The sequence below is a fragment of the Streptomyces sp. NPDC002623 genome, from assembly GCF_053592635.1.
In genome coordinates, this window is record NZ_JBSFWB010000028.1 from 24013 (window position 1) to 48930 (window position 24918).

25 protein-coding genes are annotated in these 24918 nt (G+C 69.7%); 16 read left to right on the forward strand and 9 right to left on the reverse strand.

All coding sequences use genetic code 11. The features are described from left to right. Window positions 1-2: 2 nt before the first annotated feature. Window positions 3-551: a VOC family protein gene (locus ACWD4O_RS36530; RefSeq protein WP_451286692.1), complete on the forward strand. Its 549-nt coding sequence runs from the start codon at window positions 3-5 to the stop codon at window positions 549-551. A 359-nt stretch (window positions 552-910) separates the two neighbouring features. Here the strand turns inward: ACWD4O_RS36530 and ACWD4O_RS36535 are convergent, their stop codons facing one another. Further along, window positions 911-1564: a TetR/AcrR family transcriptional regulator gene (locus ACWD4O_RS36535; protein ID WP_451286694.1), complete on the reverse strand. Its 654-nt coding sequence runs from the start codon at window positions 1562-1564 to the stop codon at window positions 911-913. Between the two features lie 372 nt (window positions 1565-1936). On the opposite strand from ACWD4O_RS36535, the gene ACWD4O_RS36540 reads away from it, so the two are divergent. The 13 genes from ACWD4O_RS36540 to ACWD4O_RS36600 all read left to right on the forward strand — a co-directional run bounded on the left by ACWD4O_RS36540 (window position 1937) and on the right by ACWD4O_RS36600 (window position 15046). Continuing rightward, window positions 1937-3010, forward strand: a complete 1074-nt coding sequence (locus tag ACWD4O_RS36540; protein ID WP_451286696.1) for a lipocalin family protein — start codon at window positions 1937-1939, stop codon at window positions 3008-3010. A gap of 161 nt (window positions 3011-3171) precedes the next feature. Further along, on the forward strand, window positions 3172-3810 hold the full coding sequence (locus tag ACWD4O_RS36545; RefSeq protein WP_451286698.1) for a (2Fe-2S)-binding protein: 639 nt from the start codon (window positions 3172-3174) through the stop codon (window positions 3808-3810). A gap of 12 nt (window positions 3811-3822) precedes the next feature. Further along, window positions 3823-4803 carry an FAD binding domain-containing protein gene (locus ACWD4O_RS36550; RefSeq protein WP_451286700.1) on the forward strand — a complete coding sequence of 327 codons (981 nt, stop codon included), beginning with the start codon at window positions 3823-3825 and terminating at the stop codon, window positions 4801-4803. After that, the gene (locus ACWD4O_RS36555; RefSeq protein WP_451286701.1) at window positions 4800-6986 is read left to right on the forward strand and encodes a xanthine dehydrogenase family protein molybdopterin-binding subunit; all 2187 of its coding nucleotides are present in this window, start codon (window positions 4800-4802) and stop codon (window positions 6984-6986) included. Before ACWD4O_RS36550 ends, ACWD4O_RS36555 begins: the two co-directional genes overlap by 4 nt. Before the next feature lie 58 nt (window positions 6987-7044). Further along, a complete protein-coding gene (locus ACWD4O_RS36560; RefSeq protein WP_451286703.1) occupies window positions 7045-8187 on the forward strand; it encodes an XdhC family protein in 1143 nt (380 codons plus the stop codon). A gap of 309 nt (window positions 8188-8496) precedes the next feature. Then, window positions 8497-10113, forward strand: a complete 1617-nt coding sequence (locus ACWD4O_RS36565) for a sugar ABC transporter ATP-binding protein (protein ID WP_451286705.1) — start codon at window positions 8497-8499, stop codon at window positions 10111-10113. After that, entirely contained in the window at window positions 10113-11129 is a 1017-nt protein-coding gene (locus ACWD4O_RS36570; RefSeq protein WP_451286707.1) for an ABC transporter permease, read from the forward strand. The genes ACWD4O_RS36565 and ACWD4O_RS36570 overlap by 1 nt, the downstream gene beginning before the upstream one ends. A 30-nt stretch (window positions 11130-11159) precedes the next feature. Continuing rightward, complete coding sequence (locus tag ACWD4O_RS36575) at window positions 11160-12344, forward strand: sugar ABC transporter substrate-binding protein (protein ID WP_451286709.1); 1185 nt, start codon at window positions 11160-11162, stop codon at window positions 12342-12344. Next, window positions 12345-12722, forward strand: coding sequence for a nuclear transport factor 2 family protein (locus ACWD4O_RS36580; protein WP_451286711.1), 378 nt, complete (start codon window positions 12345-12347; stop codon window positions 12720-12722). Next, complete coding sequence (locus tag ACWD4O_RS36585; protein ID WP_451286713.1) at window positions 12680-13138, forward strand: nuclear transport factor 2 family protein; 459 nt, start codon at window positions 12680-12682, stop codon at window positions 13136-13138. The genes ACWD4O_RS36580 and ACWD4O_RS36585 overlap by 43 nt, the downstream gene beginning before the upstream one ends. Before the next feature lie 62 nt (window positions 13139-13200). Then, window positions 13201-13590 (forward strand): nuclear transport factor 2 family protein, encoded by a 390-nt coding sequence (locus tag ACWD4O_RS36590; protein ID WP_275768851.1) that lies wholly within the window; start codon window positions 13201-13203, stop codon window positions 13588-13590. Between the two features lie 214 nt (window positions 13591-13804). Further along, window positions 13805-14530, forward strand: a complete 726-nt coding sequence (locus tag ACWD4O_RS36595; RefSeq protein WP_451286716.1) for an MBL fold metallo-hydrolase — start codon at window positions 13805-13807, stop codon at window positions 14528-14530. Between the two features lie 141 nt (window positions 14531-14671). Then, on the forward strand, window positions 14672-15046 hold the full coding sequence (locus ACWD4O_RS36600; protein ID WP_451286718.1) for an alcohol dehydrogenase catalytic domain-containing protein: 375 nt from the start codon (window positions 14672-14674) through the stop codon (window positions 15044-15046). Between the two features lie 451 nt (window positions 15047-15497). On the opposite strand, the gene ACWD4O_RS36605 is transcribed toward ACWD4O_RS36600, so the two are convergent. Continuing rightward, window positions 15498-15743 (reverse strand): hypothetical protein, encoded by a 246-nt coding sequence (locus tag ACWD4O_RS36605; protein WP_451286720.1) that lies wholly within the window; start codon window positions 15741-15743, stop codon window positions 15498-15500. A gap of 355 nt (window positions 15744-16098) precedes the next feature. Here ACWD4O_RS36605 and ACWD4O_RS36610 point away from each other — a divergent pair, with 355 nt between their 5' ends. After that, window positions 16099-16647, forward strand: coding sequence for an alpha-galactosidase (locus tag ACWD4O_RS36610; RefSeq protein WP_451286721.1), 549 nt, complete (start codon window positions 16099-16101; stop codon window positions 16645-16647). Between the two features lie 103 nt (window positions 16648-16750). Here the strand turns inward: ACWD4O_RS36610 and ACWD4O_RS36615 are convergent, their stop codons facing one another. From ACWD4O_RS36615 to ACWD4O_RS36645, 7 genes are all read right to left on the reverse strand, one after another. Further along, window positions 16751-17689 (reverse strand): dioxygenase family protein, encoded by a 939-nt coding sequence (locus tag ACWD4O_RS36615; protein ID WP_451286723.1) that lies wholly within the window; start codon window positions 17687-17689, stop codon window positions 16751-16753. Between the two features lie 11 nt (window positions 17690-17700). Continuing rightward, window positions 17701-18768, reverse strand: a complete 1068-nt coding sequence (locus ACWD4O_RS36620; RefSeq protein WP_451286725.1) for a maleylacetate reductase — start codon at window positions 18766-18768, stop codon at window positions 17701-17703. Window positions 18769-18796: 28 nt separating this feature from the next. Then, window positions 18797-19393, reverse strand: a complete 597-nt coding sequence (locus ACWD4O_RS36625) for a nuclear transport factor 2 family protein (protein ID WP_451286727.1) — start codon at window positions 19391-19393, stop codon at window positions 18797-18799. Window positions 19394-19629: 236 nt separating this feature from the next. After that, the gene (locus tag ACWD4O_RS36630; protein WP_451286729.1) at window positions 19630-21120 is read right to left on the reverse strand and encodes an aldehyde dehydrogenase; all 1491 of its coding nucleotides are present in this window, start codon (window positions 21118-21120) and stop codon (window positions 19630-19632) included. A gap of 153 nt (window positions 21121-21273) precedes the next feature. Next, window positions 21274-21681 (reverse strand): nuclear transport factor 2 family protein, encoded by a 408-nt coding sequence (locus tag ACWD4O_RS36635; protein WP_451286731.1) that lies wholly within the window; start codon window positions 21679-21681, stop codon window positions 21274-21276. Beyond that, complete coding sequence (locus ACWD4O_RS36640) at window positions 21678-22640, reverse strand: PDR/VanB family oxidoreductase (protein WP_451286733.1); 963 nt, start codon at window positions 22638-22640, stop codon at window positions 21678-21680. The genes ACWD4O_RS36635 and ACWD4O_RS36640 overlap by 4 nt, the downstream gene beginning before the upstream one ends. Window positions 22641-22649: 9 nt before the next feature. Beyond that, the gene (locus ACWD4O_RS36645; RefSeq protein WP_451286735.1) at window positions 22650-23942 is read right to left on the reverse strand and encodes a Rieske 2Fe-2S domain-containing protein; all 1293 of its coding nucleotides are present in this window, start codon (window positions 23940-23942) and stop codon (window positions 22650-22652) included. A 168-nt stretch (window positions 23943-24110) separates the two neighbouring features. On the opposite strand from ACWD4O_RS36645, the gene ACWD4O_RS36650 reads away from it, so the two are divergent. Next, on the forward strand, window positions 24111-24797 hold the full coding sequence (locus tag ACWD4O_RS36650; RefSeq protein ID WP_451286737.1) for a TetR/AcrR family transcriptional regulator: 687 nt from the start codon (window positions 24111-24113) through the stop codon (window positions 24795-24797). Window positions 24798-24918 lie beyond the last annotated feature (121 nt).

Below are 24918 nucleotides of genomic sequence, written 5' to 3' on the forward strand. Positions count from 1 at the left end.
CCATGCAGTTTCCCTTCGGTCAGCCGACGGACGCCATCATCCAGGTCGCGTACGTGGTCCCCGACCTCACTGCCGGGATGCGCTGGTGGACCGACGAACTCGGCGTCGGGCCCTGGTTCGTGAACGGAAGGCTCGGCGGCGAGGGCTCCACCTACCGCGGTGAGCCGGGGAAGGCGGAGTTCACCCTCGCCCTCGCCTTCTCGGGGCACATGATGGTCGAGCTGATCCAGACCCTCGACGACGAGCCTTCCATCTACAAGGACGCCCACGAACGCCATGGCTACGGCTTCCATCACGTCGCCAAGGCCGTGCCGAACGTCAGGGAGGAGGTCGAACGCCGTGAGGCGCGCGGAGCGTCGGTGCGTTTTCACGATGTGACCCCGGGCGGTGACGTCTACTTCCTGGACGGCGGTGAGGACGCCCCCGGGATGATCGAGCTCGTCCAGGACAGCGAGATCACGCGAGGGATCTTCACATCGGCCTGGCGGGCATCGGTCGGCTGGGACGGCGCGCGGCCCGTGCGCGACTTTGCGGAGTTGCTTTCGGCCTGACCCGGATGATCCTCGGGGTCGGCTTCCTCTGGGACGTCCACCGCTGACTCCGGGCACCTGTCCGGGAACCGGGGGCAGCGGTGGACCGGTCGGCAGCGCACGCAGTCGGTCGGCGTCGACGCGGCCCCGGTCGAGCCCGTCGTACATCGCGCCGGGCCGCCGCCGGTGCTCGGACAGTGGGGACTCACCCGAGGACCTTCGTCGTGCCCACAGGCACCTAAGCCGAAGCACGGTGCGCACCCGGCGCGCCGCCACGAATGCCGTGGCCGTGCTGATGCTGATGCACACCGAGGTGGCCCGGCGGCAAACGATCACCCTGCTCCGCCCGGCGGCCGCGGAGCAGGGCGTTTCGCACCCCTCTACCGGCGCTCCGCGTCGCCCGGGGCCAACAGGCCGTCGATCACCAATCCGGCCAGGGCCTCGGCCCTGGCGAGACGTTCTGCCTGCGACAGGTGCTCGGGGCGGCCCAGGCGCCGGGCGAGAGGCTCATGCATCAGTCCTGACACCGGAGCGGTGATGGCGAAGAACAGGACGTCCATCGGAACCCGTTTCATGCGCCCGGATGCCATCAGCCTCTCGATGCTGGGCATGACGAGGGCCAGCGTCGGCTCGATGTGACGCTCGTAGAGGTAGTCCAGGCGCTCGGTGTCCCGTGCGAAGGCATCCTCTATCAGCAGGGCCAGCCACGGTTCGTCGATGTGGATCCGGTAGAAATCCATCACGAACTGCCGTACCACGGCCTCGTCTTCGCTCCCCGGCGCGGCCGGTGTCATGCGCGCGAGCTGGACCCCGAGCGAGGCGTCCACCACCGCACGCCAGAAGGCCGCCTTGGAGCCGTAACGGTCGTTGATGAAGATGTGGCTGACCCCCAGCCGGCGTGCCAGCTCCCGTGCCGACGCCCGGTCGTATCCCAGCTCCGCGAACGCCTCCAGGCCCCGCAGCAGGACCTCCCGCTCCGCGGGCACCGCCGGGGAATCCCCGCTGGGGCGCCCCCGGCGTCGAGTGGTGCTCACCTTGCCTTCCACCTGTCCTCCTCTGTCTGCCGTCCGAACGCATGCCCGCCGGCCGGGTCAGCGTAGCCGCCCGGATCGGCGTGTCCGTGCGCTTTCCCAGGTCGGCGCCTCACCCTGACCAGTCGCGGCGACCGACCCCCGGCCCTCGGTTGACACAGGTCGGGCGAGAGGTAATCTTACAGCTGTAAGATATTGCTTCGTGCCGCTCGCACGGTGCGGTGACGAGCAGTCACCCGCACCCTCGAACGAGCCTGCCCCCGCGAGACGCCCTACTCCGCACAGCACCGCATCCATCGTGCGTACGAAACAGTTTCGTACGTGAATGCGCTTCGCATCCGTGCAGGACATCCGACATCCGCACAAGGAGTCATCATGCGCAAGACCACCGCCGGCGCGACAGCCGTCGCCGCCGTGCTGATCGCCTCGTTCACCCTCGCCTCGGGAGGATCGGCCACCGCGACCACCACCGCCGACCCTGCCGCCGCACACGGCACCACCTCCGGTCAGGGGCTTGCCCAGACCGACCTCCCGGTGCTCGTCGACCCCGCCGCGGACCTCGCCGCCACCACCGACCGGGAGAACCAGTCCTGGTACGTGACCGCACAGGTGACCGCCGGGGGCCACCGATACGGATTCCTGGCCCACTACGTGAACATCCGCGACGTCAAGAACGGGTTCGGCACGTCGACCGTGTCGATCATCGACAAGGACACCGGCTGGACCGCCAAGTCGGAGATCATCCTCCCCGCCGGGTCGGGACTGTCCGACAAGCAGGGCGTGGACATCCACACCGACAACATCACCTGGACCGGCGACACCAAGGAGCAGAAGCTGCGCGCGAAGGTGCCCGAGGGGACCATCGACGTCACGCTCCGCCCGCGCGGAAACGTCCTCTACAACATGGGGACGGGGTTCTTCCCCATGTTCGGCGACGCGCAGTACCCGAACTACGAGTACGCCTTCCCCACCATCGACACCTCCGGGACGCTGACGCTCAAGGGCCGCACCGAGAAGCTCCGCGGGCAGGCCTGGCTGGACCGCCAGTGGGGTCCCCTGCCCATCACCAACTCCGCCGGCCGCACCTGGACCTGGATGAACCTCAGCCTGTCCAACGGCGACCGGATCAGCGTCTGGAACACGAAGCTGGACAAGGAGAACAACTTCGCGACCATCCTGAAGCCCGACGGCACCCAGACCGTCGCCGAGGCGACCCTCACGGCCGACGAATCCACCCTCTGGACCAGCCCGACCACCGGAAAGACCTACCCCACGCGCTGGAAGGTCAGCATCCCCGGCGTCGACGCGCGGCTGAACGTCGTCTCCCACACCGCGGACCAGGAACTGCCGAACACCGGGCCTCGCTACGAGGGCAGCGCCGCCGTCACCGGCAGCTACGACCACCGCCCGGTCAGCGGCACCACCTACGTCGAGGTCACCGGCCGCTGATCGGCCACCCGGCGCCCCGCCTTCCTGCCTGCCGCACGTGCCCCTGACCGCCGTCTTCGCCCCGACCCGGGCAGGAGGGCGGTCCGGGCAGCCAACACGAAGCCGACGGCACGACCATCCCCACGCCCTGACACCCCCGCACCCATCGAGGGAGAGTGGACATGTCCACCGAACGTCCCGTCCCAGCCGGGACTTCATCCGTCGAGTCCGGATCCGGACCCACCCGGCGCACCTTCATCGCCACCACCGCCGTCGGCGGAGCCGTGGTGGTCGGCGGCCTGGCCGCCGGGCCGACCGCCCTCGCCGCCGACGAAGCGGTGGCCGCCGAGGCGCCGCCCGGCAGCCGGGTCTCCCTGTCGGTCAACGGCGTCCGGCACACCGTCACGGTCGACAATCGCACCTCGCTGCTGGATCTGCTGCGCGAGCATCTCGACCTGACCGGCTCGAAGAAGGGCTGCAACGCGGGTGCCTGTGGAGCCTGCACGGTCCTGGTCGACGGACGCCGGGTCAACTCCTGTCTGACGCTGGCGGTGCGGCTGGAGGGCGCCGAGGTCACCACGATCGAGGGCCTGGAGAAGGGCGACCGACTCCACCCGCTGCAGCAGGCGTTCATCGACCAGGACGCCTTCCAGTGCGGCTTCTGCACGCCGGGGCAGATCGTGTCCGGGGTCGGCTGCATCCAGGAGGGCCACACCGGCTCCGCGGACGAGATCCGGGAGTGGATGAGCGGCAACCTGTGCCGCTGTGGCTGCTACGTCAAGATCGTGCGCGCCGTCGAGCAGGCCGCCGGCCGGAAGTGAGGTCCACGTCCCATGCATCCCTTCACCTACACCAGGGCCACGGACACCCGCGCGGCCCTCGCCGCCGGCCGGCGCGGCGGGCGTTACATCGCCGGCGGCACCACGCTGGTCGACCTGATGCGGGAGACCGTCGAACGCCCCGGCTCCCTGGTCGACATCAGCGGCCTGCCGCTGCGCGAGGTCACCGTCACCCGGAGCGGGAGCCTGCGCATCGGCGCCCTGGTCCGGATGGCCGAGGCAGCCGCCCACACCGAGGTGCGCACCACCTACCCGGTCGTCTCACAGGCGCTGGAGCTCAGCGCGTCGGCACAACTGCGGAACATGGCCACCATCGGCGGCAACATCATGCAGCGCACCCGGTGCGCGTACTTCCGTGACGTCACCGCCGACTGCAACAAGCGCGAGCCCGGCTCCGGTTGCGCCGCGCTGCACGGCTACAACCGCGGCCACGCAATCCTGGGCACCTCCGACCAGTGCGTGGCCACCCACCCCTCCGATCTCACGGTCGCCCTCACCGCCCTGGAGACCGACGTCCACCTGCTGGGCCCGGACGGCGAACGCACCGTGCCCTTCGCCGACTTCCTGCTCCGGCCGGGCAGCACACCCGACCGCGAACAGGCCATCCGCCCCGGCGAGTTGATCACCTCTGTGGAGATCCAGGCCCACCCCCGCCCCCTCAGATCCGGCTATCTGAAGGTGCGCGACCGGCAGTCCTACGAGTTCGCGCTCACCTCGGCGGCGGTCGCGCTGCACATCCGCGGGGGCGTCGTCCGCGAGGCGCGGGTCGCGGCCGGCGGTGTGGGCACCGTGCCGTGGCGGCTGCCCGCAGTCGAGCGGGCCCTCATCGGCGAACGCCCCTCCGACCGGCTGTGGACGGAGGCCGCCGAGCACGCGGCCGACGGCGCCCGGCCGCTCAGCCACAACGGCTTCAAGACCGAACTGCTCAAACGCACCGTCGAACGTCAGCTGCGCGCCGTGGGAGGCACCCGATGAGTCAGCCACAGGCAGCGGTCGGCGCGGACGTCCGCAGGGTCGACGCCCGGCTGAGGGTGACCGGGAGGGCGAAGTACGCCGCCGACAACAACCCCGACGGAGTCGTCCACGCGGTCGTCGTCGACAGCGGCGTCGGCAGGGGCCGTATCACCGGCCTCGACACCCGGGCCGCCGAGGCGCAGGCCGGCGTACTGAAGGTGATCAGCCACCTCAACGCGCCCAAGCTGCCGCCCGTCCCGGGGGGATACCCGCCGGGCAAGCCGCTGCGCGCCTTCCAGGACGACCGGGTCCAGTTCTTCGGACAGCCCGTCGCGGTCGTGGTGGCGACCACGCTGGAGACGGCACAGCACGCCGCGAACCTGGTCGAGGTGTCCTACGACGCCGAGACCCCCTCGACCGACCTGAGCGCCGTCGACCCCGCCGGCGACGGCCAGACCTATGCGCGCGGTGACGCCGACGGGGCCCTGGGCTCCTCCGCCGTCCGGCTGGACACGACGTACCGGACGGCCCGCAACCACCACAACCCGATCGAACCGGCCGGCATCGTCGCCCGCTGGGACGGTGACCGGCTGACCGTGTGGGAGAAGACCCAGTGGGTGCAGGGGGCCGCCGCCACCCTGGCCGGCGAACTCGGCATCCCGGCGGACCACATCCGCGTCCTCTCGCCGTTCGTCGGCGGCTCCTTCGGCAGCCTCGGCCGCACCTGGGTGCACTCCGTCATCGCGGCGGTGGCCGCCCGCGAGGTCGGACGCCCGGTGAAACTCGTCCTCACCCGCAGGCAGTTGTACTTCGGCGTGGGATACCGGCCCGCGTACGAGTACGGACTGCGGCTGGGCAGCGACCGGCGGGGCCGCCTGACGGCGTCGGCGCACGAGGTCCGGGCCGAGACCTCCCGCTACGAGACGTACATGGAAGAAGTCCTCACCCCGGGCCGGATGCTCTACAGCACACCCAACGTCCGCCAGACATACCGTCAGGTCCCGCTGGACGTGAGCACGCCGTGGTACATGCGCGGCCCCGGCTACTCCAGCGGCGCCTATCCCGTCGAGTCCGCGATGGACGAACTCGCCCACGAACTGGGCCTGGACCCGATCGAGCTGCGGCTGCGCAACGAACCGGCCGGCGACGAGTCCAGCGGGCTGCCGTTCTCCACCCGCCGCCTGCGGGACTGCTACCGGACGGGCGCCCGCGCGTTCGGCTGGCACCGGCGCAACCCCGAGCCCCGCTCGACGCGCGACGGCAACTGGCTCATCGGCATGGGGATGGCCGCCGGTGTCTACGACACCCTGCGCAGCGCGGCCCAGGCCTCGGTCAGGCTCGACGCCGACGGCACCGCCCTGGTGCAGTCCGCGACCAGCGACATGGGCCCTGGCACGGCCACCTCCATGACCCAGGTCGCCGCCGACGCCCTCGGCCTGACCATGCGCCGGGTGACCTTCCGGCTCGGCGACTCCCTCATGCCCAACGCCCCCATCCACGCCGGCTCACTGACCATGGCCAGTGTCGGATCCGCCGTCCAGGACGGCTGCGACAAGCTGCGCGGGCAGGCGATCGCGCTCGCGGTCAAGGACGAGGGATCACCGCTGTACGGCGCCGGCGCCGCCGGCATCGTCGTACAAGGCGGCCGGCTGTACGTGAAGGACGAGCCCGCCCGCGGGGAGACGTACCAGCGGCTCCTGGCCCGCAACGGCCGGAGCCACCTGGAAGCACTCGGTTCGTACACCGGGCCCTCGGCACCGGAGAAGTTCTCCCTCTACGCCTACGCCGCGACGTTCGCCGAGGTCGCCGTCGACTCCCGGCTCGGCCTGGTACGGGTGCGGCGCATGGTCGGCGTGTACGACGCCGCCCGGATCATCAGCCCGCGACTCGCCGACAGCCAGGCCATCGGCGCCATGACCGGCGGCATCGGCCAGGCCCTCCTCGAACACACGGTCACCGACCACCGCGACGGCCGGATCGTCAACGCCAACCTCGCCGACTACCTGGTGCCGACCCACGCCGACATGCCCGAGATGGAGGCGATCTTCATCGAGGGCGAGGACTACGAGGCCGACCCCATCGGGGTCAAGGGACTCGGCGAGATCGTCATCGTCGGGGTGGCGCCCGCCATCGCCAACGCGGTCTTCAACGCCACCGGCCGCCGGATCCGCGAGCTGCCGATCAGCGCCGAGGCCCTGCTCTGACCCCTCGGACGCCGGGCCTCCGTCCCGCCACGCCCACCCACGGAACGGAAGGCCCGCCATGCTCAACATCGCGCACACACTGCACCGCTGGTGCCGCGAGGGCCGTCCCTTCGCCCTCGCCACCGTCGTCGAGGTCACCGGCAGCGCACCACTGCCGCCCGGCACCGCCCTTGCCGTCGACTCCGACGGCACCGCGGTCGGCAGTGTCTCCGGGGGGTGCGTCGAAGCGGCGGTCTACGACCTGTGCCAGGAACTCCTCGCCCACGGCGGGCCACCCGCCCGCGCCCGGTTCGGCTACTCCGACGACGACGCCTTCGCCATCGGTCTGACCTGCGGCGGCGAGATCGACGTCCTGGTGCAGCGGGTGGATCCCGCCGCCGAGCCCGCCCTGGTCTCCGCCCTCGGGGCCGTGGCCGCGGGGCGCGCCTCGGCCGTGGCCCACGTCGTCGACGGCCCCGGTGAACTCGTCGGCCGCGTCCTCCACGTCCCTGACGAGGGTGGGCACGACGGCACTCTCGGCGAGGAGAGCGAGGACCGGGCAGTCGTGGCGCATGCCCGTGCGCGACTGCGGACGGGCCGCACCGCCCTGATCGAGGTCGGAGGCGTCGACGGAGTTCCGGAGAGCCCTGGATACGGCACCTGCCCGCGGCGGCTCGGCGTCCTCGTCCACGTCCACGCGTCCCGGCCCCGCATGCTGATCTTCGGCGCCGTCGACTTCGCCGCCGCCCTCGCCCAGGCCGGCTCCTTCCTCGGCTACCGGGTCACCGTCTGCGATGCCCGCCCGGTCTTCGCCACCGCCGCCCGCTTCCCGCACGCCGACGAGGTCGTCACCGACTGGCCCCACCGCTATCTCGCGGCCACCGAGGTCGACGCCCGCACCGCCGTCTGCGTCCTCACCCACGACGCCAAGTTCGACATCCCGCTGCTGCGCCTGGCGCTGACGCTCCCCGTCGGCTACATCGGCGCCATGGGCTCCCGGCGCACGCACGAACGCCGTATCGACCTGCTGCGGGAGGCAGGTGTCCCCGAGGAACGACTCGGCCGGCTGAACTCCCCGATCGGACTGGCCCTCGGCGCCCGCACCCCCCAGGAAACGGCCGTTTCCATCACGGCGGAGATCATCGCCCGGGCCAACCACCACACCGGTCTGCCCCTTTCGCAAAGCACCGGACCCATCCACCGCACGGTCGTGGGTGGTTGAGACAGCTTGCGTGCCCCTCCTGGAGGGTGCACAACGAAGTTGCCGATATGGGTGACTTGTTCATCCAATGAACATGTCCATTGAGCGTGACGGCGGTCACTTCCTAACTTGACGCTGCTCGCCGGAAGGCCACCGTGCCGAGCTTTCTGAATCAGGTTCGGTTGAAGAGCCGCGCGGAGGAACTCCGCGAAGGCCCATGGGGCGGTCCGGCAGCGGTGCTGCCGTGATGGCCGCGACAGGAGCACCCACATCAGGAGCCGACGGCGGGCGTCGGCTCCGACAGCACGCCTTGTGCGCAAGGAGTCATCCATGGTTCAGACCGATTCACCCAGTGAGACAAAGGGAGAGGGCGACAGACCCACCCCGCCGGTTCCGCGGCTGGAGGTCCGCAGTCTCTCCAAGACCTTCGCCGGCGTCACGGTCCTCGCGAACGCGAGCCTGATGATCGCCCCGGGAGAGGTACACGGCCTCGTCGGACAGAACGGCTCCGGCAAGTCGACGCTCATCAAACTGATCTCCGGCGTCTACTCGGCGGATCCCGGCGGCGAGATCCTCCTCGACGGCGAGCACATCGGCCCGCCGATCAAGGCGAAGGCACTGCACGGACAGGGTCTCTCGTTCGTGCACCAGGATCTCGGTCTCGTGCCCGACCTCTCGGTGCGCGACAACGTGCGGGTCGGCCGGCACGCGGTCAACCCGCTCACCCGCCGGATCAGGACCTCCGAGGACGCCGTCGCCGTCAGCGAGACGCTGACCTACCTCCGTACCGACATCGACCCATCGGCCAAGGTCTCGACCCTGCTGCCCAGCGAGCGGGTCGCGGTCGCGGTCGCCCGCGCACTCCAGGACCGGACCCCCGGCACGGGCGTCGTGGTCTTCGACGAGTCCTCGCGCGCCATCCCGCATGAGGCACTGCCGGCGTTCTACGACATGATCCGCCTGCTCAAGAGCCAGGGCACGGCCGTGCTGTTCATCAGCCACAACCTCAAGGAGGTACTCGAGATCGCCGACCGGGCGACCGTCCTGCGCAACGGCCGCGTCGTGGAGACGGGCGTTCCGACGGCAGCGCTCGACGAGGCCGAACTGGCCGGCCTCGTCCTCGGGCGCGCCGCAGCGCTCGGCGACATCATGGAGAGCCTGCCGCCCGCGCCCCGTCCCGAGACGGTCGAGTTCGTCGACGTCTCCGGCGGACGGGTCGAGAGCGTGAGCGCGGCCATCCGCCGCGGCGAGGTCGTCGGCTTCACGGGGACGGTCGACTCCGGCCTGTCGGACCTCGGGCCGCTGCTCGGCGGCGACCGGCGAGGCGCCGGCAAGGTCAGGCTGGGCGGGCGCGTCGTCGATCTGGCCCGGGCCAGGGTCGTCGACCTCCTGGATGCCGGGATCGCCTTCATCCCCGCCGATCGGCACGACAAGGGCGTCGCCCTGGAGCTGACGGTCGAGGAGAACGCGACCCTCCCCCACCTGCGCAGCCGGGGCAAGCCCTGGTGGACCGGGTTCAAGTGGCAGCGCGCCGAGACCGAGGGCATCATCGAGCGCTTCGACATCCGGCCGCCGAACCCCACGATGCCCGTCGCCTCGATGTCCGGCGGCAACCAGCAGAAGGTGCTGCTCGGCAAGTGGCTCCTCGGGACGCCCGACCTGCTCGTGCTCGACGATCCGACCCAGGCGGTCGATGTCGGCGCACGTCACGCGATCCTCACGGCGAGCCGACAGGCCGCCGCCGACGGTTCCGCGGTCATGGTCTGCTCCGCCGAGGTCGAGGACCTCGCGGCGATCTGCGACCGGGTCCTCATCCTCCAGGACGGCCGGATCGTCCGCGAGATGACGCGACCGTTCGACGCGGACGCCGTTCTCTCCGCGGTCTTCGCCGTGGACGACGCGGCGCACGCTCACTCCTCAGCTACGACTCCCGCAGACGAGGTCTGATGGCAACCACACGGTCACAACCCACGATCGCCGCGGGCGTCGCACGCCGGAAGACGGGCGTTCAGTTCACCCGGGCGGGCGCCTACGTGCTCCAGCGCTACAGCCTCGTGCTGCTCTGGATCCTCATGGTGGTGCTGTTCCTGGCGCTGCTCCCGAACAGCGTCGACCTCGCGAACGCCTCCCGCGCGGTCCTGGGCCAGCAGACACCGGTGGTCTTCCTCGGCCTCGCGGTCATCGCCACGATCGCCGTCGGCGAGTTCGACCTGTCGTTCGCCTTCATCTACGGCCTGGCGGGAACCACGTTCCCGGCCCTCGTCGTCCTGCACGGCTGGCCGGTCTGGCCTGCGATCCTCGTGGCCCTCGCCGCGGCGGTGCTCGTCGGCCTCCTCAACGCGGTACTCGTGGTCGTCGTCGGGATCAGCTCGATCGTCGTCACCCTCGGCACGGGAAGTGTCGCCCTGGGGATCGCGCTGCTGTTGTCGGACCAGGCGAACGTGAGCGGCCTCGACCCGGGGCTCGCGCAGGTCGCACTCGGCAGCTTCCTCGGCCTCCCGGCGGTGTTCTGGTACGGCGTCGTACTCGTCGCCGTCACCGCGTATGTCATGACCGCGACCCCACTCGGCCGGTCGATGCTGTTCGTCGGCTCGAACCCGAACGTCGCGAGGCTCGCGGGGATCCCCGTCCGCCGCATCCGTTTCGGGGCCTACCTGATGGCCTCCCTGCTCAGCGGCATCATCGGCATCATCCTGGCGTGCGGTGTCGGCGGGTTCAGCACCGCGACGGCCCAGGTACAGATGATGCCGGCCCTCGCCGCCGTGTTCCTCGGAACGATCGCGGTGGTCCCCGGGCGTTTCAACGCGATCGGCATGTTCATCGCCGCCTACTTCCTGCTGACGGGCATGTTCGGGCTGCAGCTGCTCGGGCTGTCCGGATGGGTGACGAACGTCTTCTACGGTGCGGCGCTGATCATCGCCATCACCGTGTCGCTTCTTCTGCGACGCCGCGCACGTGCCTGAGAGGGCCAAGTGATCACACACTCCATCTCAATGAAGAGAGGCAATCTCATGCTGAACGGGCGCAATCGGTCGCGCGAACTCCTCGCGGCCTGCACGGTGTTGGCACTCACTCTCGTCGGCTGCGGCAGCGCGAAGACGGACTCGGTCTCGTCGGGAGACGCGAAGGGCACCGTTCCGGCCGCCGTCACGAAGGCGGTCGAGTCGGCGGGACAGCCGATCGACACGTTCGTCGCACCGGGTCCGGCCGTCGACACCTCGAAGATCACCGGCGGCAAGGTCTACGTCGTCGTGCCGGCGCTGGAGGTGCAGGACTTCTCGGTCGTCGCGGACGAGATCAAGAGCGTGTTCTCGCGCTTCGGCGTCGACGTGGAGGCGTGCGGCACGACCGGCGGCTCGCCGGACGGCGTCGCCAACTGCCTCCAGCAGGCGATCAACGCGAAGGCCATCGGCATCGTCACCGTCGGCATCACCCAGAACACCGCCCCGAGCGCGATCGCCGCGGTCGCGAAGGCGGGCATCCCGCTGGTGAACGGCGTGACCACGGCCTCCGGCCCCGGCGACCCGAAGCTCGTCAGCTACGTGACCCCCGACTTTGTGAAGCTCCACTCCTGGTTGACCGATCAGTTCATCGTCGACTCCAAGGGCTCGGCCCATGTGCTCGCGATGCGCACGACATCGAACGACATCACGCCGGCCTGGGCCGACGACGGTGTCGTCAAGGTACTGAAGGACGAGTGCGGCGGCTGCTCGTCGAAGGTGATCGACGTGAACACGGTCAACCAGGACAAGATTCCCACCGAGGTGTCGACGTCGCTGGTGGCGGACTCCGACCTCAAGTACATCGTGGCCGGTACGAACAACTACGTCCCCGATGTCGTCTCGGGAGCGCAGGCCGCGAGCCGTAACGCCGCGGACATCAAGATCGGCACCGTGGGCGGCTCCCTGGCCGTGATGCAGCAGCTCGGCAAGTCCCAGTGGACCGGCGCGGTCGCCGCGTTCAGCCTTCCGGCACTCTCCTGGTACCTGTCCGACTCGCTGCTGCGGCTCATGGTCGGTCAGCCGCGTGCGGGCGAGCTGGACTTCCCATTCCAGCGTCTGTTCACGTCCGCCAACGTCACCGGCCTCGACCTCACCCAGAAGGGGTGGTCGAACGGCTCGTGGTACGGCAAGGCCGACTACGTGAACGGGTTCCTCAAGTTGTGGGGCAAGAAGTAGATGACCAGCGACGAAACCATCGCGCGCAACAAGCGGGTGGTCGAGGCGTTCGTCGCCGACGTGGCGATCGCCAAGCGGCTCGACCGTCTGGACGACCTGGTCGCGGTCGACTACGTCCAGCACAATCCGCACGCCGGACAGGGGCGCGAGGGCGTCCGTGAGTACTTCGCCGGATTCCATCGCGAACGCGAGAAGGATCTCGATCCCTCCGGGACCATCGAGGTCCACCTGATCGGCCAGGGGGATCTCGTGGTGCGTCACGAGATCCGCGTCAACGGGCTCCACATCGACATCTGGCGGGTCAGGGACGGCATGCTCCAGGAGCACTGGGACGCGTGGCGTTCGGCACCGGGCTACGACCCGCCGGCGGGCTCGTGATGGCGGGGGTCGGCCCCGGTGAGGCGGCGGCATCGGAACCCGAGCGACTGGCACGCAACAAGCGGCTCGTCGAGGACTTCCTGGCGGTCGCCCACGGCGATCTCGCGGGGCTGGACCGGCTCGGCGAGTTCGCGGCGGTGGACTACATCCAGCACAACCCGAACATCGGGCAGGGACTCGAGGGACTGCGCACGTTCTTCACCCACATCCTCTCGCTCCCGCCCTCCGAGCGCCTTGACCCCGCCAAGGAGCTGAAGGTGCACCTCATCGCGGAGGGCGACTTCGTCGTCCGGCACGAGATCCGCGAAGACGGGTTGCTCATCAACGTGTTCCGTATCGAGGACGGCCTTGTCAAGGAGCACTGGGACGCGTTCCGCCCGCCGCCCGGCGGCGCGATCATCCACGGTCTCGAATAGGGACTCCTGGCGCCCCGCGCACGGGCTTCTTCCGGGATTCCGATCCAACGAAGGGATTGAGCATGGCTGACGAGATCCACGATCTCGCGCGCAACAAGCAGATCGTCGCCGAGTTCTTCGAGATCGCCCACGGCACCGTGGCGGGACTGGAGCACCTCGACCGGTACGTGGCCGAAGACTACATCCAGCACAACCCGAACATCGAGCAGGGCCGCGAGGGGCTCCGGAAGTTCTTCACCTACATCCTCTCGCTGCCCCCGGAGGAGCGGCTCGACCCGGCGAAGGAGATCGAGGTGAACGTCATCGCCGACGGCGAGTTCATCGCCCGTCAGGCGATCCGCGAGGACGGGATGCTGGTCGACGTCTTCCGCATACACGACGGGCTGCTCGTCGAGCACTGGGATGCCTTCCGTCCGCCGCCCGGTGGCAAGGTCATCCACGGACTCGAGTGACCGCACCCGACTTGAGCACCGGCGCCATCCGGCCCCTGTTGGAACGGATGGCGCCGGCATCTCCGCGTCAGCGACGCGGATCGACCGTGAACGTTCTCAGGGCATGGGCAGCACGGGCTTCACCACTCGGCCGGACACATGGAGCCGGGGACGCTTCGACATCGCCCTTACCCCCGCGGGAGTAAGAGGCACTGGGACTAGGAGGAGACAGGCCATGGGCGATCGAGCGACGGAGATCCGCGAGCTTGCTCCCGATCTCTTCATGATCCGGACCGGCTTCCCGCAGATCTACCTCTGGCGCGACGGGTCAGAGGTCACGATGATCGACGCAGGGTTTCCCGGGGACGAGCCCGCGCTCGCCGCCGCCTTCTCTGAGCTGGGATTCCGTACCACGGCCCTCCGGCGGCTCGTGCTCACGCATCACCATGAGGACCACACGGGCGCGGCCGCGGACGTGGCGAGCTGGGGCGATGTCGAAGTGGTCGCGCATCGCGCGGACGCTCCGATCATCCGCGGCGAGCGTCGGCCCCCGCGTCGGACGCTCTCCGACGAGGAGCGCGCAGTGTTCGAGCGGCTGTCCGCCGGCATCCCACCGGCCCCTCCGTGTCGCGTCGACTCCGAGGTGGAGGCGGGAGACGTCGTCGCGATCGGGGGCGGGGCGGCGGTGATCAGCGGAGCAGGGCACACAGAGGGCAGCATCGGCCTCCTGGTCAGGGAGTCCCGTGTCCTGTTCACCGGCGACCTCATCGTCACCCTGTCGGGAGGTCCCACGCTGGGCCATTTCAACGACGACGCAGCCTCGGCCCGCCGCTCCGCCGCGGCGATGGCCGCCCACGACGTCCTGCTTCTGTGCCCCGGACACGGCGATCCGGTGGCGGACCCGCAGGTGCTGAGGGGGTTGGGAGCGGTGCTGGAGTCCTCCGCACCCGGCAACCTGTAGCGTCTCGCGCAGGCGCGGCCCCCGGAGACACGGTCTGCGCCGTGATCGTCAGCGGCCGTCTCGCGTCCAGGGGACCTGGTCCCGCGGACCGAGGCGGTCGGGCTCGACGAGCCGCGCGCTGATGAGACCCTGGTGCGCGTCATGGCGACCGGGATCTGCCACACCGACATCAACGCGCACGCCGGACACAGCCTCCCCGCGCAGACGCCGATCGTGCTCCGGCGCGCGGCCGCCGGCGTCGTGGAGCGGGTGGGCACCGGCGTGGCCGGGTCCGGGCCGACGACCATGTCGCCCTGTCCGACGGCTCGTACGGTGGTCTGCCCCAACTGCCGCACCGGGCGCCCCGCTTACTGCCGCGAGGCCACGCTCGTCGCGTTCGGCGGCCGACGCGTCGACGGTTCGTCGCCGCTGAGCCGACAGGGAGAGCGGACCGGCGGTATGTTCCTCGGGCAGGCATCGCTCGCCACCTCTGCGGTCGCTCCGGTTCGGAGCGCGGGCCGTTGGCCTGCGGGGTGATCACCGGCGCCGGATCGGTCATCGAGGCCCTGCGGCTGCGCCCCGGCGACTCCATCGTCGTCCTCGGCCCAGAGGGTGCCGGCCTCACCGCGGTCATGGCGGCACGGGTGGCCGGTGCCACGCTTGTCGCGGCCGTCGACGTGAGCCCCGGGCGGCTGTCGCTGGAAGTCCTTGATCAGGGAGTCCTTGACGCCGAAGACGGTGTCCTTGCGGCCGATCGGGTCACCCTCGGGAAAAAATGTGGGTCACCAGCGTGCGAGCCCCCTCGGGGGACGCCATGAAGTGCAGATGGGCAGATGCGCCCGGTCGGCACGCTTTCCGGCGTCGTACAGCCCGTCCTCGACGAAGAAGGGCCCGAACACGGTCGCCTCGGTGGCGCCCTCGTAGGCCTGGTTGTTGACGTCGGTCCTGCAACTTCACGATGCCCACTCCTCATTGTTGGCTGGGGGTGTCATACACCGAGCTGAAGGTCCGTGATCGACACAGGCTGTGCGGTGCGCAGGGATTCGTTGGCAGCGATACCGACGGCCACTGCGCGCACTCCGTCGAGACGGCCGGCGGCGCGGCCGAGCGGATCGGTGTGCAGGCGCAGGTCGCGACAGAAAATGTCCTGGAGAAGGACGGCGTCGCCACCGCCAGGCCCGCCGATCCCGTCGGGGATGACAACATCCTCTGCCCGGTTCCAGTGCTTCTGCACGACGAGGCGGACGGATCCAGGTCAACGTCGCCATCATCGAGCCGGATGTGTCCCCGCTCGACGGCGGACAGTTCTGCACGTCCCTGTGTGCCGTTGACCGCTGCGGTAGTCGACCAGGACGGACATGTTGTCCTCGACAATGATGCCGGGCGCGAACGGGTCCTGGTCGCGGCGGTATCCGTCGTGGTGCTCGGCTTGCAGGTACAGCGTTTCGAGCCGCGGACCATAGCGGAGGTCGAGCGCGAAGGGATCCGGCGCCGGTGCCGCGATCGGGGCAGAGTCCCGCTCCGCGGGCCGCGGCGTTCGCGTCACCAGAGAAGCGCAGCCCTCCGGAGGCGTAGACGAGTTCGCCCGCATGACCGGTGGGCTCTGGCAGGGCGTCGCATCGGCGGGCGGCTCCGCCGCGGTCGGCTGGGCGGACGCCGACATGCTGCCCCTCGGCCGCATCGGCATCCGGGCCGAGAGGGGTGACGACCGCCTCTGCTCCCTCACCCGCCCCGAGCAGATCAGCCTGCTCACCTTGTGGCTGATCTCCCGCTCCCCACTGATGATGGGCGGCGACCTGCCCACCAGCCCGCCGGAGACGATCGAGCTGCTCACCAACGACGAAGCGCTCGCCCTCCTGTGGCACGGCACCGACAACCGTGAGGTCCTCCGCGAGAAGGACCTCATCCCGTGGACCGCCCAGGACACCGATGGACGCACCCGCTACGCCGCCGTGTTCTCCCTCGCCGACACCCCTCGGCGCGTCACCGTCCCGCTCGGTTGCCTGAGCGCCCGTCCCGATGACGACGTCCGCGAGTGGTGGACCCGCACCGACATTCCGTACGACGGCCGCAGCCTGGTCACCGACCTGCCCGCCCACGGCGCGGTACTCCTCCGTCTCGGCCAGGACATGAGGTAGTGGCTGAGGTTCCCCTCCCGACTTGCGGGAGACGGCGCCGACGGCCGACTCGTCTGCCGTCGGGGGCGGTCGTGTCGAGGCTCGTTCGGAGTGGCAGGTACGGTCATACCCCCGCGGGGGCGAGGACGATGTCGAAGCGCACCCGGCTCCATGTGCCGTCGATGACGCGGCCGTCGGGTGTCGGCGTGCCGGCCGGCTGCCGCTCGAACCGCTTGATCAGAGAGTCCTTCACGCCGAAGACGGTGTCCTTGCGACCGATGGGGTCGCCCTCGGGGAAGATGTGGGTCACCAGCGTACGAACCCCCTCGTGGGACACCATGAAGTGCAGATGGGCGGCGCGCAGCGGTGAACGGCCGACCGCGTCGAGCATCTTGCCGACGGGCCCGTCGTCCGGGATGGGGTACGGCGTCGGGGTGAGGCCCCAGAAGCGGTAGCCGCCATCGGACGCGGAGAAGAGGTGCGCCCGTCCGGCCCGCTTGCCGGCGTCGTACTGCACGTCGTAGAGCCCGTCCTCGTCGGCCTCCCAGACCTCGATGCGCGCACCGGCGAGCGGATTGCCGTCGGTGTCGGTGACGGTGCCCTCGACCCAGCAGGGCTCACCGGGGGCACCGAAGGCCAGGTCGCCGCCGAGCTCGATCACCGGGGCGCCCTCGACGAAGAACGGCCCGAAGACGGTCGCCTCGGTGGCGCCCTTGTAGGCCTGGTTGTTGACGTTGATCGTCTGCATGCTCGCGCCGAGGGTGTCGGACAGCAGGATGAACTCCTGCCGGACGTCGTCGGTGATGTGACCGGCCTGGGTGAGGTAGCCGATCGCCTCCCCCCATTCCTCCTCGGTCAGCCGGACCTCGCGGATGAAGGAGTGCAGGTGCTTGACCAGGGAGACCATGAGTTCCTGCAGCCTCGGGTCCTCGCAGAGGTCGAAGGAGGCAACGACGTTGTCGACGAGCCGCTGCTCGACCGCCCGCTGCTCCGGCGGCACCTCGCGGTAGATCGTGACGTCGGCACCGGCCTGGGCCGCGCCGGGATTGACGTAGGTAGCCATGACGGCCTCTTTCAGTTGACCGGATCGCCGGCCCACGCAGCCTGCAGCAGCATGGTCAGGTTCGCGTAGGTGACGGGGGTGGGGTTGTTGGCCGGGATCGCCTTCATCATCGGCCCCAGCGCTCTGGCGATGCCGTCCTCGGGCATGCCGTAGTCGCGCAGGGCCCGCGGCGCGTCCAGCGTCTGGCGCAGGGTGGCCAGGCCGGCGCTCGCGTCCTTGGTGTGGAAGACCGTGCCGAAGGCCTGGGCGATACGCGACTCCGCCTCGGGCGCGTGCGGGGCGTTGAAGGCCAGGACGTGGGGCAGCACGACGGCGTGGGTCTGGGCGTGCGGGAGGTTGAACATGCCACCGAGGACATGGCAGATCTTGTGGTGCATGCCGGAGCCGGCCGAGGCGAAGGCGACCGCGGCGAGGTAGGCGCCGTACAGCGTCTGCTCGATGCCCTCGACGCCGGTCGAGTCCTCGGCCACCGCCGGCAGGCCGGTCGCCAGTGCGCGGATGCCCTCCTGCGCCAGCGCCCGGTCGATCGGGTCGGCACGCGGGCCCCACATCGAGTCCACGCAGTGCGCCATGGCGTTCAGGCCGCTGGCGACCGTCATCTCGCCGGGCAGTGTGGTCAGGAGGCCCGCGTCGTACACGACCGACGCGGGCAGCACCTTGTCGTCCACACCGGTGGTCTTGGTCTCCCCCTCGGTCAGCCCCCAGACGTTGGTCGCCTCGGAGCCGGCGTAGGTGGTGGGTACCGCGACGATCGGCAGCCCGGTGGTCATGGCCACCGCCTTGGCCAGACCCGTGGTCGAGCCGCCGCCGACGCTGACCAGGATGTCCGCGCCCGCATCGGAGGCCGCCCGAAGGGCTCGCCCGGCGACCTCGACCGGTACGTGCATCACGACCTCATCGTGACGCAGTACGAGCGGGATCTCCTTGGCGATCGGATCGGCCAGTTCCCTCTCGCGGTCCGACGCGATCAGCATGACCTTGGAACCGCCGAGTGCCTGGACCTCCGCCGCCACAGCGGCGGGCGACTCCCCGGCCGCGAACACCACCCGCTGGGGCAGGGTCTCGTGCGTGAATCTCATCGTTTGCTCCTTCGGTGGCTCTGCGGCCTCAGGCCCCGGCCAGCCATTGCGTGCCTTCGGAGTAGAGGTGCTCGACCGCTGGGCCGGTGAGGCCGGGGAGTCCGTCCTTCACCATGAAACCCGCCTTGGTCTGCAGGTAGGCCAAGTGCCGGTAGCCGGTCGGAAACCGGTCCAGGAGCTCGGGATCCAACGTCAGTGAGACAGCGGGGTCGACGACGTCGAGCCGGTCCTTCTCGTAGATCGGCTGCCGGCGGACGAGGGTCCAGCGCCCCTCGTGCCGGGAGAGGAAGTCGTAGAAGCGGCCGGTGCAGACGACATCGACCTCGACGCCGTCGATGGTCTCGCGCTGGTTGATCGTCATCTTCGTCTGGGCGATGGCCCGTTCGCCGACGATGTCCGCGGTGTGACCGCCCAGGAAGTGGAGAATGCTGACTCCGTTCTCGAAGCCCTCACGACTGGCCTTGATGAAGTCGGTGGCACTTCCCTGGAACCAGGTGGCGCTCATCCAGCCGTCGCGCGGATGCCAGACCGTGGCGAAGCGGCCCCAGTCCCCGGCATCGCGCCACAGCGCCCAGTTCTCGATGAGCTGCCGGATCTCGTGGTGGTCGTTGTCGACCTGCGACATTGTTGACTCCTTGGAAGGGCGGAGATCCCTGGTACAGGGGCCTCGTCAGAAGGACCGGAGGAACTCCTCCACCTCTCGGTGGAGCTGCTCGAGGGCCTCTGTCTCTCGGACCTCCGCCAGCCATGCCGCTCCTACCGCCGGGCTGAAAGCCGCGGCAAGGCACCACATCCAGCCGGGCAAGCCCCGGGGGCCCGGCGCACGCCGTTTCACGTGCGCCCTACGACCTCGTCGCATCGTCAGATGGGGTAGTGGCGGGATCCGGACTGGATGGTGATCCAGCGCAGCTCGGTGAACTCCTCCAGCGCGGCGCGGGAGCCGAAACGGCCCCAGCCGCTGGCGCCGACCCCGCCGAAGGGCATCTGGGGCTCGTCGTGCACGGTGGCGCCGTTGATGTGGCAGATGCCGGACTTGATACGGCGGGCCACGTCGAGGGCAGCTGCCGCGTCCTTGCCGAAGACGGCGGCGGAGAGCCCGTACTCGGTGTCGTTGGCGACCGTGACGGCCTCGTCGGTCGAGTCGACCTCGATGATCGAGACGACCGGTCCGAAGGACTCCTCGCTGTAGATACGCATCTCCGGTGTGACCCCGCGCAGCACCGTGGGCTGCACGAACAGGCCGTCGGCCGTGCCACCGGTCAGGACTTGGGCGCCCTTGTCACGGGCGTCCTCGATCAACGCGACCACGTGGTCCCGGGCGACGGTGTGGACCAGCGGGCCGATCTGTGAGGCGGGGTCGCTCGGGGGGCCGACGACCAGTTTGGCGGCACGCTCGGCCAGGCGGGAGGAGAGCTCGTCGGCGACGGTCCGGTCGACGATGACGCGCTCGGTCGACATGCAGATCTCGCCCTGGTTCATGAAGGCACCGAAGCTGGCCGCGGCGGCGGCCTCCTCCAGGTCCGCGTCAGGGAGCACCAAGAAGGGCGCCTTGCCGCCGAGTTCGAGGACCACACGGGTGAGGTGACGGCCACCGATTTCGCCGATGATGCGGCCGACCTTGCTGGATCCCGTGAAGTTCACACGGGTCACGGCCGGGTGGGCGATCAGGGCCTCGACGACGCTCGGACCGTCCTGGGGCGCGTTGCTGATGAGGTTGACCGCTCCGGCGGGCACGCCGGCGTCGTGCAGCACCTGGACGATCGCGGCCTGGGTGAGCGGCGTCTGCTCGGAGGACTTCAGCACCACGGTGTTGCCCCACACCAGCGGCCACACGACGGCACGCACACCGAGGATCAGCGGCGCGTTCCACGGCGCGATGCCGACGACGACGCCGACCGGCTGCCGCACACCGAGGGCGGTCAGGCCGGGCACGTCCGACGGGATGACCTCGCCCACGGCCGCGTAGGCCTGGGCCGCCGCCTCCACGAGCATGCCCTTCGCGACGTGCACGTTGAAGCCGCACCAAGGAAGAGTGGCGCCCATCTCGCGGCTCATCGTGGCGACGATCTCGTCGGTGCGCTCACCGAGCAGGGCGGCCGCCCGCTCCAGGACCGACCGCCGCGCGGCCGGCGGAAGGCCCGACCACTCCGGAAGTGCCGCCGCTGCCGCGTCCACCGCGAGGTTGACATCCTCGACGGAGGCTGCCGCGACCCTCGCGATCGGTTCACCGGTCAGGGCCTCGGCCGTCTCGAAGTAGCGGCCGTCCTTGGCCGGGACGTGCTCGCCCGCGATGAGGAGGTCGCTGGTCCGGACCGCGCCGGACGTGGGTGCCTTGATCTCAGTAGCTGACATTGTTGTCGCCTCGCCTCCACAACAGCGGCGATCGTCGTCGATCGCCGCGGAAACCTTCATGTCGAACTCTCTGTCGCCGGCCGCCCGCCCTGAAGCCTCTTGTCCGTTCATCGAACAGCGGCGTGAGGGAGATGCGGCCGGCCTACCCGGGCGTCAGGCCGGCGGCATGCGCTTGGACTGGTGCATGTGCGCCAGGCGCCATCCCTCCGCGGTCTTCTCCCAGACCCGGGTCATCACTTCCTGGACGGGGAAGGGCGGGAGGTTCTCGTCGAAGAAGATGTGCATCTCCTGGAGACACGTGGTGATCGCGGTGTCGCCGTGGACCGTGATGCTCAGCTCCTCGGCCTTGGCGAAGACAGTGCGGCGGCGGGTCGAGGCGAAGTGGGCGAAGGCCTCCCGGCCATCGATCTTCCCGACCGGGCCGTGGACGACGTGACTGTCTTCGAGCATGAGGGCGATCAGCGCCTTCTCGCCCTCGACGAGAGCCACGAGCCAGGCGGCCTCCGCCTGTTCGATCGCCTGGAGGGTCGCGGTGGCCGCGGTGGACGTGGTCGTTGTCATAGGTCCAGCTCCAGAATCGGAGAGAGTGCTCGCGATGAGCAGGTGGTGAACATGCCGTCGGCGCGTTCCCGATCGGTGAGGATGTCGTCGCGGTGGTCGGGCTCTCCGGCGAGGACGCGCACGATGCACTCACCGCAGATTCCCTGCTGGCACGAGTAGGGGGCGTCCACGCCGTTGGCGAGCAGGACGTCGAGGACGCTCTGGCCCTCCTCGATCCCGTACTCGCCGCCGGTCCTGGCCAGCCGCACGCGAAAGGCCCCGCCGGCCTTGTGCGCCTCGGCGTCCTCGACGGGTGCGAAGCGCTCCTTGTGGATCGCTTCGGCAGGCCATCCCGCTGCGAGCGCGGAGGAGATCACGAAGTCCATGAAGCCTCCCGGTCCGCAGACGTAGATCGCCGTGTGGGGATCGGGCCGGCCGATGTCGGTGGCGATGCCGAACCTCTGGTCGTCCGGGCCGTCGTCGAAGTGGAGCCGGACACGGGGGTTGTGCTCCAGTTCGTCGAGGAACGCCGAGTCACCCCGGCTCCGCGCGCAGTAGTGCAACTCGTACTCCGCGCCGCTCGCTTCCAGCGCGTGCGCCATGGCCAGCAGAGGAGTGACGCCGATACCGCCGGCCACCAGCAGATGGCGTCGCGCCTCGTCCGAGACTCCGAACCGGTTCCGGGGACGGGAGATCCGCAGCCTGTCGCCCTTGCGGAGCCGATGCATCCCCAGCGAGCCGCCGCGCGACGCCGTCTCGGCCAGCACCGCCAGCCGATAGCGGGTGCGGTCGTGCGGCGGCCCGCACAGGGAGTACTGGCGGACCAGCCCGGCGGCGCTGTCGACCAGTACGTCGACATGGGCGCCGGCGGCGAACTCCGGAAGCTCGGCGTCCTCGGGACTGACCAGGTCGATCACCACGATCCGACTGGTCGCGTCGCGCCGGGCGTCCACGACGGTGTCGAGCCACTCGTTGTTCATGATCGTCGCTCAGATTCCAGCGGTGGCCGGCGCGTCGGCGTCGTCGCCCGCCGGGCGCTTGCCGAGGGTGAAGAGCCCGGACTGGGTGCGGTGAACCTCCGAGGGGTCGCGGACGATGTTGATCGGATCGCGCCCGGCCTCGACGTCGTCGACCATCGTGAGCAGCATGCGGCGCAGCATGACGACGCCGCGGTCCGAGGTGGCCAGGGTCTCCTCGGAGTCCAGGGTGATCGCTCCCTGAGAGCCCTGGGCCTCCGCGTCACCGGGGAACCGGTGGCGCTCCTCGTCGGTCAGTTCGTGGTTCTGCTTGCCGTTCTGCGTGATGCCGATCACGAAGCGGACCATGCGCTCGGGATCGTTGGTGCGGATCGAGAAGAAGAGCCGGTTGGTGGTGTCGTCGGAGGGCACCAGCCACAGCAACTGGTCCGGATTGTCGGGGGTCATCTTCACGTAGTCCGGCAGGCCGAAGATGTTGGGAAGGTGCTGCTCGACCGCGAAGCCGTACTCGGTGACCTCGCCGTCCTCGCCCTCGACCTCGAATCGCTGGATGTACTTCACGCCGTGGTCGGTACGCTCGTACGTCACGCGGTCGGCGATGGTGGCCGGGTCGAAGAAGCTCTCGGGGTAGCCGAACGTCCCGGTGCCCAGCATCTGGTAGCCGCTGTGCGTGGAGTGGAGCCAGGTGACGTGCGTCGGGTCGGCGCCGTTCTCGTACATGTTGAGCCAGTTGAAGTCCGCCGGCATGCCGAGGACCGCGGCGTGCGGGACCGGCCAGCTGGCGAAGTACTTCTCGTCCTCGGCGGGGTTCTCCAGCGCGTCGTAGCGCGGGAGTTCGGGCTTGAGCTCGGGCGGGCCCATGTAGACGAAGACCAGGCCGTAGCGCTCCTGGACGGGGTACCACGGCTGACGGGCGGCGTCGCGCCTGCGTCCCAGGGCCGGCTCACACGCCTGCTCGATGCAGCGACCCTCGACGTCGAACTTCCAGCCGTGGTAGCAGCAGCGGATGCCGTCGTCCTCGACGCGGCCGTAGTAGAGGCTGGCACCGCGGTGGGTGCAGCGCTCGATCACGACACCGGGTGCGCCCTGTCCGTCCCGGAACACGACCAGGTCCTCGCCCAGTACGCGGGTCTTCTGCGGCAGGGCACCGGCGACGAGCGTCTCCGAGCTGGCGATCGGGTGCCAGTAGCGACGCAGGGCCTCGCCCATGGGCGTGCCGGGTCCGACCTCGCGCAGACGGGCGTTGTAGGAGGGCTTCGGGCGACCGTAGCCGGTACCGGTGTCGACCTCTGAAGTGGTGGTCATCGTCTTGTCTCCCGTGCGGCTCGGGCGCGCAGCCGGGGGCATGCAGGGCTGTGGGGGATCTCCTGCGAAGGCACCTTCACGTGCGGCCCGCGAATAGGATTGTTAATTCACATTCGCATTACCTTCGCGACGCGTCAAGGGTCCGGGCCCAGTACTCAGGAGTGCCGGATGCGGGGCCCCGGAGCCGCTACCGACGGCGTATACGCTGAGGCGGTGAGTACCGAACCTTCACTCGATCTGCCGCCGGCACAGCAGGCGCGCAGCCGACTGACCCAGCAGCGGATCCTGGAAGCGGGTACGGCCCTCCTGACGGAGGGCGGCACCGAGGCGCTCACCATCGCGGCCGTCGCCGCGCGAGCGGGCGTCTCGGTGGGGAGTGTCTATCGACGGTTCGGCGACAAGGACCGCCTGATCGCCGCACTGCAGCACGACATGATCGATCACTTTCGCGCCGACATCATCCGCCGCTTCGCCCCGCTGCGCACAGACCCGACCACACTGATCGCCTCGGCGGTCGCCGGGATCACCGAGACGTTCGAAGCACACGCACGTCTGATGCGCGTCTTCATCACCGCGGGCACCACCGATCCCGCAGTGTCCGAAGTCGGGTCCGACGCCAGCATCGACGCCGGCCAGGTGTTCCGGCGGTTCCTGGAACCGATCGTGCCGATGATCAGCGCGCCGGAGCCGGACTTGCGGCTGGACGTCACCTTTCGCCTGGTGTACGCGGCGTGCATGAACCGCGTGCTGCACGGCGAACGATTCGAGTCCGGGCGACCGCTGACGTGGCGTCAACTCACCGACGAGCTGGCGAACATCGCCTGCCTGTATCTACTGGGCACGTCGACGGAGTGAGCCCCCGGTCATCCTGATGCGAATGCGAGGTACGCTTCACATTCACCTCGGGCCGCGACATGTTGTCGCGGGTTTCCAGCATGTCCGGAATCAGCGATGACCTGGGCTGTCCACGGCCCCG

Excerpts from the sequence above, each read along its gene's own strand:
- ACWD4O_RS36630 (WP_451286729.1), bottom strand. The coding sequence starts at position 21,120 with ATGTCAGCTACTGAGATCAAGGCACCCACGTCCGGCGCGGTCCGGACC.
- ACWD4O_RS36595 (WP_451286716.1), top strand. The coding sequence starts at position 13,805 with ATGGGCGATCGAGCGACGGAGATCCGCGAGCTTGCTCCCGATCTCTTC.
- ACWD4O_RS36580 (WP_451286711.1), top strand. The coding sequence starts at position 12,345 with ATGACCAGCGACGAAACCATCGCGCGCAACAAGCGGGTGGTCGAGGCG.
- ACWD4O_RS36555 (WP_451286701.1), top strand. The coding sequence starts at position 4,800 with ATGAGTCAGCCACAGGCAGCGGTCGGCGCGGACGTCCGCAGGGTCGAC.
- ACWD4O_RS36530 (WP_451286692.1), top strand. The coding sequence starts at position 3 with ATGCAGTTTCCCTTCGGTCAGCCGACGGACGCCATCATCCAGGTCGCG.
- ACWD4O_RS36635 (WP_451286731.1), bottom strand. The coding sequence starts at position 21,681 with ATGACAACGACCACGTCCACCGCGGCCACCGCGACCCTCCAGGCGATC.
- ACWD4O_RS36615 (WP_451286723.1), bottom strand. The coding sequence starts at position 17,689 with ATGGCTACCTACGTCAATCCCGGCGCGGCCCAGGCCGGTGCCGACGTC.
- ACWD4O_RS36625 (WP_451286727.1), bottom strand. The coding sequence starts at position 19,393 with ATGTCGCAGGTCGACAACGACCACCACGAGATCCGGCAGCTCATCGAG.
- ACWD4O_RS36565 (WP_451286705.1), top strand. The coding sequence starts at position 8,497 with ATGGTTCAGACCGATTCACCCAGTGAGACAAAGGGAGAGGGCGACAGA.
- ACWD4O_RS36640 (WP_451286733.1), bottom strand. The coding sequence starts at position 22,640 with ATGAACAACGAGTGGCTCGACACCGTCGTGGACGCCCGGCGCGACGCG.
- ACWD4O_RS36590 (WP_275768851.1), top strand. The coding sequence starts at position 13,201 with ATGGCTGACGAGATCCACGATCTCGCGCGCAACAAGCAGATCGTCGCC.
- ACWD4O_RS36600 (WP_451286718.1), top strand. The coding sequence starts at position 14,672 with ATGGCGACCGGGATCTGCCACACCGACATCAACGCGCACGCCGGACAC.
- ACWD4O_RS36650 (WP_451286737.1), top strand. The coding sequence starts at position 24,111 with ATGCGGGGCCCCGGAGCCGCTACCGACGGCGTATACGCTGAGGCGGTG.
- ACWD4O_RS36620 (WP_451286725.1), bottom strand. The coding sequence starts at position 18,768 with ATGAGATTCACGCACGAGACCCTGCCCCAGCGGGTGGTGTTCGCGGCC.
- ACWD4O_RS36570 (WP_451286707.1), top strand. The coding sequence starts at position 10,113 with ATGGCAACCACACGGTCACAACCCACGATCGCCGCGGGCGTCGCACGC.
- ACWD4O_RS36575 (WP_451286709.1), top strand. The coding sequence starts at position 11,160 with ATGAAGAGAGGCAATCTCATGCTGAACGGGCGCAATCGGTCGCGCGAA.
- ACWD4O_RS36560 (WP_451286703.1), top strand. The coding sequence starts at position 7,045 with ATGCTCAACATCGCGCACACACTGCACCGCTGGTGCCGCGAGGGCCGT.
- ACWD4O_RS36545 (WP_451286698.1), top strand. The coding sequence starts at position 3,172 with ATGTCCACCGAACGTCCCGTCCCAGCCGGGACTTCATCCGTCGAGTCC.
- ACWD4O_RS36645 (WP_451286735.1), bottom strand. The coding sequence starts at position 23,942 with ATGACCACCACTTCAGAGGTCGACACCGGTACCGGCTACGGTCGCCCG.
- ACWD4O_RS36540 (WP_451286696.1), top strand. The coding sequence starts at position 1,937 with ATGCGCAAGACCACCGCCGGCGCGACAGCCGTCGCCGCCGTGCTGATC.
- ACWD4O_RS36610 (WP_451286721.1), top strand. The coding sequence starts at position 16,099 with ATGACCGGTGGGCTCTGGCAGGGCGTCGCATCGGCGGGCGGCTCCGCC.
- ACWD4O_RS36550 (WP_451286700.1), top strand. The coding sequence starts at position 3,823 with ATGCATCCCTTCACCTACACCAGGGCCACGGACACCCGCGCGGCCCTC.